The sequence below is a fragment of the Fervidobacterium islandicum genome, from assembly GCF_000767275.3.
Taxonomy (GTDB): Bacteria; Thermotogota; Thermotogae; order Thermotogales; family Fervidobacteriaceae; genus Fervidobacterium; species Fervidobacterium islandicum.
Genome location: NZ_CP014334.2, coordinates 1045277 through 1059697, shown reverse-complemented (window position 1 = coordinate 1059697; position 14421 = coordinate 1045277). Strand labels below are relative to the sequence as shown.

Below are 14421 nucleotides of genomic sequence, written 5' to 3'. Positions count from 1 at the left end.
ACAGTTGTTTCGAGGAAGGTGTTGAAAATGGAAAAGAGAATGATGGGGGATATTGTAAAATTTGTACTTCCTGAAGAACTTGAATTGACAAATGCGCAGGAAATTAAAAGGAGGATATACGAAGAAACTTTTGAAAAAGGTTTTAAGAAAGTAATTCTGGACTTTTCCAAAACCAGATACATTGATTCCACGGGACTGGGCGTGATGGTTGCGATACACAAACAAGCGTTAATGAATGCAGGAGCCGTTGCTTTTTTAAATCTCGATAGTAACATTAAGAACCTCCTTAAAATGACTGCGCTTGATAGGATATTGAATATATTCGATAATGAAAACGAAGCTCTTGAATTTCTGAACAAATAGGAGTTCTTTAAACTTTACAGAAGGAGGTAGGGATTTATGTACACATTCACTGAACAATTCGGTGTAGCTATCGTTTCTCTTGAAGGTGACATAACTATGCAAAACGCTATGACCTTGAGGAACTGGGTGGTTGACAACCTTATTAAAAAGGGTAAATCAAAGATCGTATTCGATTTCACAAGAGTAAATTCCGTTGACAGCTTTGGATTGGGAACTTTTGTGAGTTTACATAAAACAGCGTTATCCGCAAATGGAGCTATTGCTTTCGCTAGCGTCAACGATAATGTAAAAAAACTCCTTGCTATGACTGCCCTAGACAAAGTAATTAGAGTCTTTCCATCAGCCATGGAAGCGGTTAATTCTATTAAGTAGTCTTTGAGCAACTACATTAGATAATCCAGGAGTGCGATTGTGATGAAAATAGCAATAGGTAGTGATCATGCTGCTTTCGAGTTGAAAGAAAGGGTAAAAGAACACCTTCAAAAGTCTGGTATCGAAGTGATCGACTGTGGGACATATTCTATAGAAAGTGTGGATTATCCTGATTATGCAAAGCGGGTTGCTGAAAAAGTTACAAACAAAGAATGCGATTTTGGAATTCTTATGTGTGGAACAGGTATAGGAATGTCAATTGCGGCAAACAAAATCAAAGGCATTCGCGCTGCGCTTTGCCTGTTTCCAGAAATGGCTATTTACGCGCGCAAACATAACGACGCAAATATCTTAGTTCTTCCAGGAAGGCTTATGGGAATCGAGTTAGCAAAGTGGACTGTTGATGCTTTCTTGAGTTCCTCTTTCGAAGGTGGAAGGCACGAAAGAAGAGTCAAGAAAATCGAGGAGCTCGAAAAATAAATGGCGAATGAAAAAAAGGCGAGTTTATATTTCTGTGCCGAACTAAATGAATACTTTATTCCTAAGAAGGAAATCGATAATGGAAGGTTCATAAGAAATCCTGAAAGACCGAGCAGGTTAAAACTTGTTTTGGATTATATCCAGGAACGGTTCCAGGAGATACAACCAACTGAGTTCAGCGAAGAGCATATTTTGAAGGTTCACAGTGAGAAGTACTTTAATTACATCGTCAAGAAGTCGCAGGAGGTAGATGAAGAATACCTGCCAGAGGTATTCTTCGTTGATCCTATATTTGATACAGGAACGCCAATAAGAAGAGAAACGTTTTCAGCGGCAAAAAGAGCTGTAGATGTGGTACTAAGCGCAACGAAATATGCAATTGACAACAAGACACCAACGTATGCTCTTACGCGACCACCGGGCCACCATGCGATGACTGATTTTGGTGGTGGATATTGTTATTTTAACAACGTGGCAATTGCTGCAAAGTTCTTAGAAGAAAAAGGAATGAGAATTGCCATTCTGGATTTAGATTTCCACCACGGCAATGGGACTCAAGACATATTTTACAAAGACCCCAATGTACTTTACGTTTCCATACACGGGGATCCAAAAAGGTTCTATCCCTGGTTCAGTGGCTATGAAACAGAACGTGGTGAAGGTAAAGCGTATGGAACAAATTTAAACATTCCCCTACCCGGAAATACGGATATAGAGATGTACAAAGAGGCTCTAAAACGGGCCATTCAAAAGATACAAGATTTCAAATCAGATGCACTCATGATTTCCCTTGGTACCGATACACACGTAAAAGACCCTGTTGGAAAGTTTTCTCTTTTGTCGCAGGATTTTAAGACGATAGGTGTTTTGATAACAAGCTCTTTGGAAATTGATTATTTGGTCATTGTACATGAAGGTGGATACAATCCAAAGTCTAACCTCAGTGCAGTAAAAAACTTCCTTGCTGGTCTGTTTGGAGATTAGCTCAACTTCGGAACTAACTTAAAGATAAGGGGAGGAGTACAATGGCACTTAAAGAAAAGATACTCAACGATATGAAGGAAGCTATGAAGAATAAAGATGAGATCAGACTAAGAGTTTTGAGGTCGATAAAAACGGCTATTGGATATTTTGAAGTAGAAGGAGAGAAAAGAGAAGCAACAGATGAAGATGTGCAAAAGCTCATACTCAAAGAAATAAAGAAACGCCAGGAATCTATAGAGGCTTACAGACAAGCAGGTAGAGAAGATCTGGCAAAGGCCGAAGAGGAAGAGCTTAAGATACTTGAAGAGTACGCTCCGAAGATGCTTTCCAAGGAAGAGATAAAACAAATTGTATCATCTGTGATATCGGAGTTAAACGCTACGCAGAAAGATTTCGGAAAGGTTATGAAAGAAGTCATGGCAAGAATTAAAGGTTCTGCCGATGGAAAACTCGTGAACGAAGTTGTAAAGGAGCTACTTAAGTGAAGCAAATGGATTTTCAACAGAAAGATTTGGAAAGAAGACCAAAGATTTATCCTGTGTTCCTTCCAAATCTTGGTTGTCGGACGCGATGCATTTACTGTAATCAATCTATAATGACAGGTGAAACACTTCCAGACCTTAAAGAAATTGCCCAAAGCCTTCAAAACTTAACCGACGTGGATGAAATAGGGTACTATGGCGGTACCTTTACAGGTTTGAAACCAGAACTGATGGAAAAATTGCTTTCAGTAAGACCTGATATACCAAAGAGGATATCCACTAGACCTGACGTTATCGATGAACATGTAGTTGAAATTCTAAAGCGTTGGAATGTGAAAACTGTTGAACTGGGAGTCGAAAGTATAGATGACGAGGTATTGAAAAATTCTAAGCGAAATTATACTGGTGCTGACGTTCTCAGAGCAATTTCACTTCTTAAAGACAGGTTCGAAGTCGTAGCGCACCTTATGACCGGTCTTCCCAGTGACACCAGAGCTAAAGATTTAGAGAGCGTTCGGATTCTTATTAACACAGGTGTAAGTTTGTTCAGAATACATCCCACAATTGTTTTTAAAGATACCGAACTGGAAGTACTTTTTAAGCAAGGTTTGTATAAGCCGCAAACTCTTGATGAAGCAGTAAATATCTTAGCCGAAATGGTGATTCTCATCGAAGGTCACAACGGGAAAGTCATTAGACTTGGATATCATATTCCGCAGTCGCAATTAAAGTACGTTGCTGCCGGTCCCTATCATCCTTCATTTGGAGATATGGTACGTAGCCGTGTGGTTAGAATGATTGTGGAGAGGTTTGGTGTAAAAGAGATTGCTTATAGTCGGAGGTTTACGTCTTGGGTAAAAGGATATGGGAACGATAAGATGAGTGTCTCTTTTTTGGAAATCTCCGATGAAGATGGTATATTCCTGGACGGTACGCCATTCTCAGATATGCTAAGAAGGTATTCTGAGAGCATAAAGTATTGACAATTCATATTGAGGTGGTTGAATGCAAGAACTGATATTTTGGTTGATATTTTCAGTAGTAGCGGCAACCTTAATATTCACACAGGTAGCCATAACTGCACCAAAACCCGTAGTGTCTCAACCTTCAAAACTTGAGCTACCTGATGTAGCAAAAAAAGATAATGATGCCCAGTTAATTTACGAAAATGAAGTTATCAGCGAGAAGTTGAGTAAACTTTCGCAAGAGAGAACTACTATCTATGCGTTAGGCGAGTTCTCAGGGCCGGCCTTCAACGAAAAAAGCGTTAAGGAAGGTGCCTTGCAAGTAGCTTTCCAGATTTTGATTTCAGAATTAGAGCTTGTGAAAAATAGCCTTCTGCAACAACTGAATTCTGTTCTTAAAGGAGAAAAAAATGAAGCGTTACTTGCAAGAACCGTTGAACTATTTGAACAGCTTTATCAGAGACTCCCGCTTGATGGTTCGTTGGCCGTAACGTATAAGATCTGGAGAAAGGGAAAGGGAGAGGTAACAACTTACTATTACCTCGTTCTATTTGATGACGAATATGCGAGGAGCTTGATAGAATCTATAGGTACGGATTTGGTTCAGCAATTGCAAGATTACGATATCTCCTTCAAAGAACTCTGGGAAGCAGCGTTGGCAGGCTATGCTAAACAAAAAAGTAAAGCTAGCGAAAAATAATTAGCTTAAATAATAAAAAATGGCGGAGGCGGTGGGACTCGAACCCACAAGGACCGTAAGGTCCACCGATTTTCGAGACCGGCTCCTTAGCCATTCGGACACGCCTCCATCCAGCAGTAGATAGTATACCATACCTTTTACAATTTTCAATATTTCAAAGCATACATAATTCATAGGTTCTTGAAATCTGAGGTGAGCTTCATGGCAAGGGTACCAAAGATAATGATTGTTGAGGACGATAGAAAGATTCGTAGATTACTTGAGATAGAGCTAGAACACGCGGGGTACGAAATAGCTTCATTCGACAATGGTATAGATGCGCTTGAAAACTTTAAGCAGTTCTCACCAGATTTGGTTATACTTGACATAATGTTACCAGACATGGACGGATATGAAATCGCCCAAAATTTGAGGAAGCTCAGTCCCGATGTTTTAATTTTGATGCTTACAGCACTCGGGATGAAAAAAGACAAACTTGCAGGTTTTGAATCAGGCGCAGACGATTACCTTACAAAGCCTTTTGATAACGAAGAACTCTTAGCCAGAGTAAGGGCACTTCTGAGGCGGAAACATATAGATATCTCTAAACCTTACAAAATAGGTTCTTTAGAAGTGTATGAAGATAAAAGAACTGTTTACTACAATAAAGAGGAAGTAGAATTAACAAAAACAGAATTTGAATTACTGCTCTACCTTGTTAAAAACATTAATAGAACAGTGAGCAAAGAAGAGATACTTAACGCCGTTTGGGGTATTGATTATTACGGTTCTGACAATACTGTGGAAGTGTATATAAACTACCTTAGAAAGAAACTTTCACCAGATTTAATAAAAACAGTGAGAGGAATAGGTTACAGACTGGTCGGTGAAGAGCTTGAAACTAACCACTAAGTTAGCGCTTATAAATACTATTGCAACCGTTGTTCTTGTTTCTGTAGTTCTCGGTGTTACATACTTATACTTCTACAAGATGGCTATGAGACCCGTTCTGGAAGATTTTTCCAACCCAGGGAGGTTTGTAACTGTAATTTCTACACCATTTGGCAAGCAGTACATCGTGTTAAGATGGGATGTTTATGTTGCTGACTTGGAAGAAAAAGCTGTTATTAATGATCCTTTTGGGATAGGCTTAATTAATGAGGTGGGACTAAAGAAAATTGAAAACAGGTACTTCTATATGACCAGTGTTCAAAGTCTGATTATTGGGAAAGAAATAACACCAGTCATCAGATTTCTTGAAAATATAAGGAAACTTTTCGTTATCGCTATTTTGTTTCTCGCTTTAGGGGTGGCTATACTCAGTTACTTTTTGACACGAAAGAACGTGAGAGAGTTAAAAGAATTCATATCCCAAATCGAGTCCCTTGGTGGTTCAGACGTTACTAAAAGAGTTGATATAACACCAAAGACCTATGAACTTAAGGAACTCGTTCAAAAATTCAACGAGCTGATGGAAAGGATAGAACGCTCGTATAAGGCGCAAGAATCTTTTGTTTCCGCTGTTTCACACGAATTGAGAACGCCTGTAGCAACGTTACTGGGATATGTGAATATGCTTAAACGTTGGGGTTTGAGAGACGAAAATGTTTTAAGAGAATCCGTAGAAGCAATAGAAGAGAGTAGCAGGGAGATAAAGCAGATAATTGAGAATATGCTTTTAATTGCAAGAGTAGAAAATCTAACACAGGAGAACATAGAATTAAGAGAATTTTGCGAGGATCTGATAAATCAGAAATTCAAGAATCGAAACTCAGAGCCTGTTGACATAGAAGTCCAAGGTGAAGGTATAATGAGGACCAATAAGGAAGGACTCGGCATAATCTTTACGATTTTACTCGATAATGCGCTAACCCACGGTGCTCCTCCTTACCTTATAGACATCAAGAACAACCAAATTGCAGTTGTTAACCACGGCGAAAAAATACCTGAAGAGCTTATTCCTAAGATTTTCGAGCGATTTTTCAAGGGTGAGAAATCAAACGGTACAGGTCTAGGACTTTACATCGCAAATGAAATAGCCAAAAAACTGAGCTTGGAGATAAAAGTTGAGAGCACAGAAGAAAAGACGGTTTTTAAAATCGTAAAGAACTGAACACGAAAAGCTCTAAAGTAGGATTATTTTTTGACAGTTCACCAACAAGCCCGCAAGCTACTCTCCTTTAGGGGAATAGTAAGAATTTGATTTTTTGTGCATGTAATAGTATAATTGTATATGGTGTTCGATAAGGGAATTCGTAAAACTCGCTGGAGCACGTATGATTTGAATTACCATTTTGTATGGATTACTAAATATCGCAAGCCATTCTTGCTCAACGAAATCAAAACCGAGCTTGAACGTATTATCTACTCAACGGCTAAAAATCATGAAATCACTGTCTTATCTCTCTGTCCAGCCAGACCACGTACATTTGTTCGTCTCTGCTCCTCCAAGACTCTCTCCTGCATTCATTATTAATTTGTTCAAAGGTGTTTCTAAATATCGGAGAAATTTCCACATCTGAGAACCAAAGAAGGACTATGGAGCAGAACATACTACGTTGGAAGCGCCGGGACTGTATCCGAGGAAACTATGAGGAGGTTCATAGAAGAGTGTCAAGATATGTGATACGAACATACAAAGTTCCTGTTCCTGCTGAATTGTATAATATGTGCAACGAGCTCAACCAAACTGCAGCAAGAATCTACAACAAAACTCTTTCCCTTGTCAGGAAAATCAAACAAAAGAAAGACTTCTGGCTTTCTGAAAATAGCGCACAAAAGTTTATCCTTCGTTGGGCGTCTAACATCAACATCCATACTCACTCAAAACAAGCGTTCGTCCAACTTTATTTCCAAGCACTCGACGGTTACTTTAAAGCCATTAAATCCAATCACGACGCAAAGCCACCGTACAAAAGAAAAAAGTTCATACCCTTCATTTGGAAGGATAGTGCAATCAAACTCCTGGCTGATGGTAGATTGAGGCTATCCTTAGGCAGAGACAGAAAGCCGCTTGAGATTCAAACAACTTTACCATCTGCTGCAAAGATTAGACAAGCTAAGTTGGTGTATGAAGCAGGCAGATACTATCTTCACCTTGGAATAGAGGTGAAGATTGAAGAGCGCAAAGAAAAAGACACAAAGCTTGTAGCGGTAGATTTGGGCATACTCCGTCCCATTACATTCTTTGATGGTAAAGAAGTCGTTTCATATCACGGTGGTGCATTAAACCAGGTGCTTCGCTACAGGAACAAGGAACTGGCAAAACTGCAGTCAGCAATCAGCAAATGCAAAAAAGACTCAAGAAGGTACAGAAAGCTTCTAAGAGCAAAAAACAAACTGTTGAGAAAACTAAGCAACCAGCTGAACGATATACTACACAAAATCACGAGCCAATTTGTGGGGATGTGTTATCAAAAAGCAATAAGCACCATCGTGATAGGGGATGTCACAAACATTCGAGAAAGAGTAGAAGGCAACGACAACGCAATGCAAAAAGTGCATCAGTGGTGCTTTAGACGAATAACAAACCTAATAATGTACAAAGCGCAGGTGCACGGGATAAAAGTTGAGCAAATTTCAGAAAGTTACACAAGCAGAATGTGTCCGGTGTGTGGACAACAAAATCACTCAGAAGGTCGCAGGTACAAGTGTGCGAAATGTGGGTTTGAGTATCACAGGGATGGAGTAGGGGCAGTAAACATATATAAAAGGTATCTTGGCAGCAGCCAAGTAGTAGCGGGATTGGCACCCGTCAAAGGTGTGAGGTTTAAGCCACACCTTTGTAGCCATGGAGTAAGCACTTCTCCATGGAAGGTAGCCTTGAGCTACTAAGAATCCCATCCCCTTTAGCGGATTGGGAGTGTCAAGATAAGGTTGTAGAGGTGAAGGGTATGACCATAGCAGGCGTGAATAGCGTTCTTGGTCCAGTTTATCCCCCAACAGTTGCAAGACCTGCAACTGTGGCATCAGCTACGGATGTTGCTCAGCAAGTTCAGCAAGCAAAAGAGCTTATGCTTAGAACTCTGGAATTCGCATTTTACAAACAGCAAGATATGAACTTAAAACTCGTGCGAATCGCTGGTGAATTGTTCCAGGGCAAGAACTTAGATGTGACCGTTTAGTTTAAAGGTAACACACGAATAAAGATAAGTAAAAACAACGGGTGCGTTTGCCACGCACCCGTTTGATTATTTACTCATCTCTAATCATTTCAAAAGCCCTTTTTCCTTGAGGAAATCTGTAAGGATCTGGTCAAGTGTTGGTTCTCCTATTTCTTGGAGTTCGTACCTGACCCTGACAGCAGGTTTGTTGAGTTTCATGACTCTTCTCAAGTCGATAGGTGTACCGATTATTACGACTTCTGCATCGGATTTGTTGATTGTCTCTTCAAGTTCTTTGATTTGCTTTTCGCCATAACCCATTGCTGGGAGTATGACATCGAGGTGGTTGTACTTCTTGTATGTCTCAACGATTGAACCAACTGCAAATGGCCTTGGATCAATAATTTCTCTTGCACCAAACCTCTTGGCTGCAACGTAGCCAGCGCCGTATCTCATTTCACCGTGCGTTAGAGTTGGACCATCTTCAACAACAAGCACCTTCTTACCTCTGATTAGTGATGGATCATCAACGAAAATTGGTGATGCAGCATCGACTACTATAGCATTAGGATTCCATTTTGCAATGTTCTTTCTAACCGTTTCGATATCTTCTCTGTTTGCTGTTTCTTCTTTATTTATTACTATAACGTCTGCCATGAGAAGGTTGGCCATTCCTGGGTAGTACGTAACCTCGTGACCGGGCCTATGTGGGTCTACTACAACGATGTGCAGGTCTGTTTTATAGAATGGGAAATCGTTGTTTCCTCCATCCCAAAGTATGATATCTGGGTTCTCTGCCTCAGCTGCTCTAAGAATTGCCTCGTAATCCACACCTGCGTAGATTACACTTTTTCTGTCGATGTGTGGTTCGTATTCTTCTCTTTCTTCAATTGTACAGTTGTGTTTGTCAAGGTCTGAATAATCTGCAAATCTCTGGACTTTTTGCGCTACCAAATCACCATATGGCATCGGATGTCTTATAGAAATTACCTTGAGTCCTTTGCTTCTCAAAATGTCAAGAACCCTTCTTGTTGTTTGGCTCTTTCCACAACCTGTTCTCACTGCACAAACAGAAACAACAGGTTTTGTTGACTCAATCATTGTTGAGTCAGGTCCCATAAGTTTAAAATCTGCACCTGCTGCAAGTGCAATTGCTGCTCTCTCCATTACGTATTGGTGTGGCAAGTCGCTGTAAGCAAGGATAACTTCATCTACATCGTACTTTTTAACGAGTTCTGGAAGCTTGGCTTCATCTTCGATAGGAATGCCATTTGGATAAAGTGGACCTGCAAGTTCGGCAGGGTAAATTCGACCTGCAATGTCTGGAATCTGTGTAGCTGTGAACGCTACAACCTCATAATCTGGGTTGTTCCTGAAGAACGTGTTGAAGTTGTGGAAATCCCTACCAGCTGCACCAAGGATAATAACTCTCCTTCTTTTCTTTTCCATGTTGTTCACCTCCGTTGACTTTGGCTGATGTAAGTTCATAGCATTAGAATTATACATGGCTTGTAGCTACATTTCAACACTAGGTATTCCGAATTATTACTGACAAATTCTTGCTTGCTGTTGTATCCTTTGGTATGCTCTGGTATGCTAAGGTATATTTTTGTGTGTATAGCGACGTATTCGGTAGAACTGATAAGAAACTTCAAACATTCATGGATTCTGTGGAAACTTTTCCAAAAATTGGTTCACTTTACCGTAAGTTGTAGTATAATATAAGAGGTTTCCACATCATCCTAAAAGGGGAGGTAGAGCGTATGAGAAAGTGGTTAACAGTAGTATTGGCAGTTCTTTTTGTTTTCTTGGCATTTGCTCAAGCCAAGAAGATTACCATTTGGACATCGGAAGCACAGGTTCCTATTCTCAAGAAACTTGCAGACCAGTACAAAGCAAAGTACGGTGTTCAGGTTGACGTTATTCAGGTGAACTTCGGAGATATTAAATCCAAATTCTTAACGGCAGCGCCAGCTGGTGAAGGTCCAGATATCATCGTTGGAGCACACGACTGGGTTGGTGAACTTGTTGTTAACGGTTTGCTTGAACCAATTAACCTTCCAGAAAAAGAAAAGTACTTCCCAGCACCTCTTCAAGGATTTACCTACAACGGTAAGATTTATGGTGTACCATATGCATTCGACGGTCCAGCACTAATGTACAACAAAGATTACGTACAGAAAGCGCCAGCAACATTCGATGAACTTATCGCACTTGCAAAGAAGATAGAAAAAGACTACGGCGGTGAAGTTAGGGGATTCATCTACGACTACAAGAACTTCTACTTCAGCTCGTTTGCATTCTTCGGCATGGGTGGATATGTTTTTGGAACAGACAAGAGTGGAAAAATCAATGTTAAAGATGTTGGCCTTGCGAATGCAGGAGCAATCGAAGGTCTGAAACTTATTAAGAAACTCGTTGATGAAAAGATACTCACATCTGGTGACAACTACAACACAATGGACGGTCTGTTCAAAGATGGTTTGGCAGCAATGATCATCAACGGTCCATGGGCAGTTCCAGGATATAAGCAAGCCGGTATAAACTTTGATGTTGCCCCAATTCCAGACCTTCCTGGCGGAAAGAAACCAAAGCCATTCTTCGGTGCACAAGGTTTCATGGTCAACGCAAAGAGCAAGAACAAACTCTTTGCGCTTGACTTCCTGACAAAATTCATCGCAACAAAAGATATTATGTACCAAATTTGGCAAGCAGACCCAAGGTGTCCATCCAGAACAGACGTCAACGAACTTGTTATGGCAAAGGATCCACTCACAAAGAAATTTGCTGACTTCCTTGGAAAATACGGTCTGCCAATGCCAAACGTTCCAGAAATGGCAGCAGTGTGGGGAGCAATGGGTGATGCTTTGGCTAAAGCACTCGACCAGGGTGTTCCAGCAGAAAAAGCACTTGCTGACGCAGTTGCTCAGATAAAGGCACAAATTAAGTAATTAAATAGAAAATCAGGGGCACGGGGGAATGCCCCCGTGCTTTTTCTTAATAAGATATAAATTTTCACGAAGAAAGAGTTAGAGTTACCAAGTTCCAGAAAAAGTTTTACCAAGGGAATGTCCGAAAATGACTGCAGGGAGGATGAACCGATGAAGTTTTGGAAAACTATAGGATATCTTATGCTCGTAGCGTTCACCGTATTTAGCATAATTGGTGCTATTTTCCTGTTCGGAAGAGGTTTTTATGAGCTGTCTGTTACACTATTTGTTTTGGTGTTCTTGATAGACTTTTTTATTCTCAACAGAAATGCCTATCCTTATCGTTACATGATACCCGCTTTGATTTTACTCTTTATACTCGTTTTGTACCCTATTGCGTTTACAATTAGAACAGCATTCACAAACTATGGAACCGGTCACATCATGACACGTCAAGAAATTGTCGAGAGACTGCTTGTTGATCCTATTTATACGTACATTGTCCCGGATAGCTCACCGCTAAACTACAGTGTCTACGTGAGGTTTGAAGGTACACAACCAACCAATGATTTTAGAACCGTAGTTTTCGATGGTTCGACTTACTACGTTGCAAGAGACTATCGTGTACTTAAAAGTGAAGCTGGTCAATTGATACTTGCTGAAGTGGAATTGATAAAGCTTAGCGAGAGTGGATTAAGTGTAGAAAAACAAAATGGAAGGATAGAGCTCATTAAAGATAATGGGAAGATATACAGATATTTCTACAATCCGGATGACAGTTCCACAGCTATAAACGAGGATTACTTCAAGTACTACATCCTTTTCCCAATAATGAGTAAAATTGAATTCGTTGATAATAATGGAAATAGATACGCAATCAGGCAAAACGAGGAAGGCAAGTTGTTTATGTACAACATCAAACACATGTATAAACTTGGGCTTGCGGAAACGATAGAGAAAGGAAAAAGTATAGTTAAGACCGTTCTTATTAATACGATAACGAACAGACCACTAATTGAGGAAAATGGTACGATATATGACATAAACGAAAAGGGTGAAAAGGTAATCGTTGGTGGTTACATTTCTTACTATGGATTGAAGAATTTCACAAGGATATTCACAGACCCAACCATTTCTGGACCTTTTGCCAAGATTTTCGTTTGGAACTTTACGTGGGCAGCTTTGAGTGTTCTATTTACCTTTGTGATAGGCTTGATACTTGCACTTGTGCTTAACAATCCGAACTTGAAAGGGTGTGCAGTTTACAGATCGCTCTTGATTATCCCTTGGGCAATTCCTGCGTTTATTTCAGTGCTTGTTTGGAAGAACGGTTTCTTCAACGAAACATATGGTATTATCAATAAGTTCATAGTCACACAGTTGTTTGGTAGAGAGCCAATCAGGTGGTTCAACGATCCGTTTTGGGCCAAGGTTGCTGTTTTGACAGTTAACACATGGCTTGGTTTTCCGTATATGATGGTTGTCTCACTGGGTGCTTTGCAAAGTATACCGGAAGATTACTATGAAGCTGCAGCAATAGATGGTGCTAGCAAATGGCAGAGGTTCTGGAAAATTACGTTCCCACTCCTGATGACCACAATTGCACCACTGCTCGTAGGTAGTTTTGCGTTTAATTTTAATAACTTCGTCAATATTTACCTCCTACATAAAAATATGGTATAAATAATTTAGCTTAAAAAAATTGAGGGCAGGACAACTTATGTCACCTTGGCTTTTAAGCCATTTAAGGAGTCTGTTGCCTGCCTTTAACCATGATTAGTTGGTTGGGCTTTCAGCCCTCGTCAGCATGGAGGATTGGTTCAGCAGGCTCCCTGCCCTCATCATTCGAAAGGAGGATTTTTCATGGATAACTTCCCTGTTTTCGTCGGCATCGATGTTTCCAAGGATAAGTTCAACGTCTGCGCTATCTCTAATCCCAGTTCCATCATCTTCGAATCTTCTTTCGATATGTCCCAGCAAGGCTTTTCCTCCTTCGCAAACAAACTCTCTGCCTTCCCAAAACAATCCATCATCATCGCTATGGAATCTACTGGCTGTTATCATCTCAACCTTCTGGCTTTCCTTTCTTCCAACGACTTTGCTTGCGCTGTTTTTAATCCTCTAACTGTTAAAAACTTTGCTTCTCTTCGAAAGACCAAAACCGACAAAATCGATGCTCGCATTATCGCTACTGCTTTGTTTTACCTACAACATCAAATTCCTTCTTCTGCTTTTGTCAACTCTGAGCTTCGTGATATTGTCAGAGCACGCGAAAACATTATCCACCGCATCGCAAAAGTTAAAGACAATATCGAAAAACTGCTCAACGTTCTTTTCCCTGAACTCGAAAGAGTTACCAATATCTACAGTGACACTATCCTCAATCTTCTTTCTCATTTCCCTTCTGCCAAGGCTATTCAAAAGGCTCGTAATCTGGATGTGTTCTTTTCCAAAGACCGTGGCAGAAGTACAAAACTTAATGCTCAAAAACTTAAAGAACTCGCTAATAACTCGATTGCTCAATATTGGCCGATGAAAGAAAAGATTCTTGTGCAAAATATCAAAGAACTACAATTTTTACAGCAACAGCTTGAAGAATACGACAAGATGATGAAAGAATATTGCGAATGTAGTGCGATAAACCTTGATATCGAGATACTCACGTCAATACCAGGTATTGGTGAAAACAGCGCGATGCATTTCTTGGCAGAAGTTGGAGATATCTCAAGATTTAGTACATACAAAAAACTCATTGCGTATTGTGGACTCGATCCAAGCATTGCCCAATCAGGCAAAAGCAAAGTAGAAGGACACATATCGAAAAGGGGCAATGCCCACCTAAGACGAATACTATGGCTAATGGCAGTGAGTGTAGTGATTCACAACGAATATTTCCGAACATACTATGAACGAAAAAGGCAGCAAGGTATACCGTACAAAAAAGCGATAATGTCAGTAGTACACAAGTTATTGCGAACGTTGTACGCAATGTTGAGAAAGAAAGAGAAGTTCAATATTGATTATGCTATCTCACACTCAAAACAAAAATTTAATTTTGCATAG

General features: G+C 40.1%; 15 protein-coding genes, 1 tRNA gene and 1 pseudogene. 15 read left to right on the top strand and 2 right to left on the bottom strand.

The window, feature by feature from the left end; translation table 11 throughout:
- Positions 1-27 precede the first annotated feature (27 nt).
- The 7 genes from NA23_RS05000 to NA23_RS04970 are packed head-to-tail and all read left to right on the top strand — an operon-like array spanning position 28 to position 4346.
- Positions 28-363: an STAS domain-containing protein gene (locus tag NA23_RS05000; protein WP_052107018.1), complete on the top strand. Its 336-nt coding sequence runs from the start codon at positions 28-30 to the stop codon at positions 361-363.
- A gap of 36 nt (positions 364-399) precedes the next feature.
- On the top strand, positions 400-735 hold the full coding sequence (locus tag NA23_RS04995) for an STAS domain-containing protein (RefSeq protein ID WP_033190868.1): 336 nt from the start codon (positions 400-402) through the stop codon (positions 733-735).
- A 42-nt stretch (positions 736-777) separates the two neighbouring features.
- On the top strand, positions 778-1215 hold the full coding sequence (rpiB, locus tag NA23_RS04990) for a ribose 5-phosphate isomerase B (protein ID WP_033190869.1): 438 nt from the start codon (positions 778-780) through the stop codon (positions 1213-1215).
- Complete coding sequence (locus tag NA23_RS04985) at positions 1216-2199, top strand: histone deacetylase family protein (RefSeq protein ID WP_033190870.1); 984 nt, start codon at positions 1216-1218, stop codon at positions 2197-2199. It abuts the gene before it with no gap.
- 41 nt (positions 2200-2240) lie between these two features.
- Complete coding sequence (locus tag NA23_RS04980; protein ID WP_033190871.1) at positions 2241-2684, top strand: GatB/YqeY domain-containing protein; 444 nt, start codon at positions 2241-2243, stop codon at positions 2682-2684.
- A 5-nt stretch (positions 2685-2689) separates the two neighbouring features.
- The gene (locus NA23_RS04975; RefSeq protein WP_033192351.1) at positions 2690-3664 is read left to right on the top strand and encodes a radical SAM protein; all 975 of its coding nucleotides are present in this window, start codon (positions 2690-2692) and stop codon (positions 3662-3664) included.
- 22 nt (positions 3665-3686) lie between these two features.
- A complete protein-coding gene (locus NA23_RS04970) occupies positions 3687-4346 on the top strand; it encodes a hypothetical protein (protein WP_033190872.1) in 660 nt (219 codons plus the stop codon).
- A gap of 20 nt (positions 4347-4366) precedes the next feature.
- Here NA23_RS04970 and NA23_RS04965 read toward each other — a convergent pair.
- Positions 4367-4454: transfer RNA gene (locus NA23_RS04965), tRNA-Ser, on the bottom strand.
- A gap of 93 nt (positions 4455-4547) precedes the next feature.
- On the opposite strand from NA23_RS04965, the gene NA23_RS04960 reads away from it, so the two are divergent.
- From NA23_RS04960 to NA23_RS04935, 5 genes and pseudogenes are all read left to right on the top strand, one after another.
- The gene (locus NA23_RS04960; RefSeq protein ID WP_033190873.1) at positions 4548-5237 is read left to right on the top strand and encodes a response regulator transcription factor; all 690 of its coding nucleotides are present in this window, start codon (positions 4548-4550) and stop codon (positions 5235-5237) included.
- A complete protein-coding gene (locus NA23_RS04955) occupies positions 5212-6438 on the top strand; it encodes a histidine kinase dimerization/phospho-acceptor domain-containing protein (protein WP_033190874.1) in 1227 nt (408 codons plus the stop codon). Before NA23_RS04960 ends, NA23_RS04955 begins: the two co-directional genes overlap by 26 nt.
- Before the next feature lie 120 nt (positions 6439-6558).
- Positions 6559-6951 (top strand): annotated as a pseudogene (gene tnpA, locus NA23_RS10700) (IS200/IS605 family transposase).
- A complete protein-coding gene (locus tag NA23_RS04940) occupies positions 6936-8159 on the top strand; it encodes an RNA-guided endonuclease InsQ/TnpB family protein (protein WP_033190875.1) in 1224 nt (407 codons plus the stop codon). Before tnpA ends, NA23_RS04940 begins: the two are co-directional and overlap by 16 nt.
- A 59-nt stretch (positions 8160-8218) precedes the next feature.
- Positions 8219-8449, top strand: coding sequence for a hypothetical protein (locus NA23_RS04935; protein ID WP_033190876.1), 231 nt, complete (start codon positions 8219-8221; stop codon positions 8447-8449).
- Positions 8450-8533: 84 nt separating this feature from the next.
- Here NA23_RS04935 and NA23_RS04930 read toward each other — a convergent pair whose 3' ends face one another.
- Positions 8534-9877 carry a cyclic 2,3-diphosphoglycerate synthase gene (locus NA23_RS04930; RefSeq protein WP_033190877.1) on the bottom strand — a complete coding sequence of 448 codons (1344 nt, stop codon included), beginning with the start codon at positions 9875-9877 and terminating at the stop codon, positions 8534-8536.
- A gap of 314 nt (positions 9878-10191) precedes the next feature.
- Here NA23_RS04930 and NA23_RS04925 point away from each other — a divergent pair, with 314 nt between their 5' ends.
- The 3 genes from NA23_RS04925 (at position 10192) to NA23_RS04915 (ending at position 14421) form a co-directional block, all read left to right on the top strand.
- Positions 10192-11379 (top strand): sugar ABC transporter substrate-binding protein, encoded by a 1188-nt coding sequence (locus tag NA23_RS04925; protein WP_033190878.1) that lies wholly within the window; start codon positions 10192-10194, stop codon positions 11377-11379.
- 150 nt (positions 11380-11529) lie between these two features.
- Positions 11530-13041, top strand: coding sequence for an ABC transporter permease subunit (locus NA23_RS04920; protein ID WP_236938620.1), 1512 nt, complete (start codon positions 11530-11532; stop codon positions 13039-13041).
- Positions 13042-13221: 180 nt separating this feature from the next.
- Positions 13222-14421, top strand: a complete 1200-nt coding sequence (locus NA23_RS04915) for an IS110 family RNA-guided transposase (RefSeq protein WP_236938321.1) — start codon at positions 13222-13224, stop codon at positions 14419-14421.

Excerpts from the sequence above, each read along its gene's own strand:
- NA23_RS05000 (WP_052107018.1), top strand. The coding sequence starts at position 28 with ATGGAAAAGAGAATGATGGGGGATATTGTAAAATTTGTACTTCCTGAA.
- NA23_RS04995 (WP_033190868.1), top strand. The coding sequence starts at position 400 with ATGTACACATTCACTGAACAATTCGGTGTAGCTATCGTTTCTCTTGAA.
- rpiB (WP_033190869.1), top strand. The coding sequence starts at position 778 with ATGAAAATAGCAATAGGTAGTGATCATGCTGCTTTCGAGTTGAAAGAA.
- NA23_RS04985 (WP_033190870.1), top strand. The coding sequence starts at position 1,216 with ATGGCGAATGAAAAAAAGGCGAGTTTATATTTCTGTGCCGAACTAAAT.
- NA23_RS04980 (WP_033190871.1), top strand. The coding sequence starts at position 2,241 with ATGGCACTTAAAGAAAAGATACTCAACGATATGAAGGAAGCTATGAAG.
- NA23_RS04975 (WP_033192351.1), top strand. The coding sequence starts at position 2,690 with ATGGATTTTCAACAGAAAGATTTGGAAAGAAGACCAAAGATTTATCCT.
- NA23_RS04970 (WP_033190872.1), top strand. The coding sequence starts at position 3,687 with ATGCAAGAACTGATATTTTGGTTGATATTTTCAGTAGTAGCGGCAACC.
- NA23_RS04960 (WP_033190873.1), top strand. The coding sequence starts at position 4,548 with ATGGCAAGGGTACCAAAGATAATGATTGTTGAGGACGATAGAAAGATT.
- NA23_RS04935 (WP_033190876.1), top strand. The coding sequence starts at position 8,219 with ATGACCATAGCAGGCGTGAATAGCGTTCTTGGTCCAGTTTATCCCCCA.
- NA23_RS04930 (WP_033190877.1), bottom strand. The coding sequence starts at position 9,877 with ATGGAAAAGAAAAGAAGGAGAGTTATTATCCTTGGTGCAGCTGGTAGG.
- NA23_RS04925 (WP_033190878.1), top strand. The coding sequence starts at position 10,192 with ATGAGAAAGTGGTTAACAGTAGTATTGGCAGTTCTTTTTGTTTTCTTG.
- NA23_RS04920 (WP_236938620.1), top strand. The coding sequence starts at position 11,530 with ATGAAGTTTTGGAAAACTATAGGATATCTTATGCTCGTAGCGTTCACC.
- NA23_RS04915 (WP_236938321.1), top strand. The coding sequence starts at position 13,222 with ATGGATAACTTCCCTGTTTTCGTCGGCATCGATGTTTCCAAGGATAAG.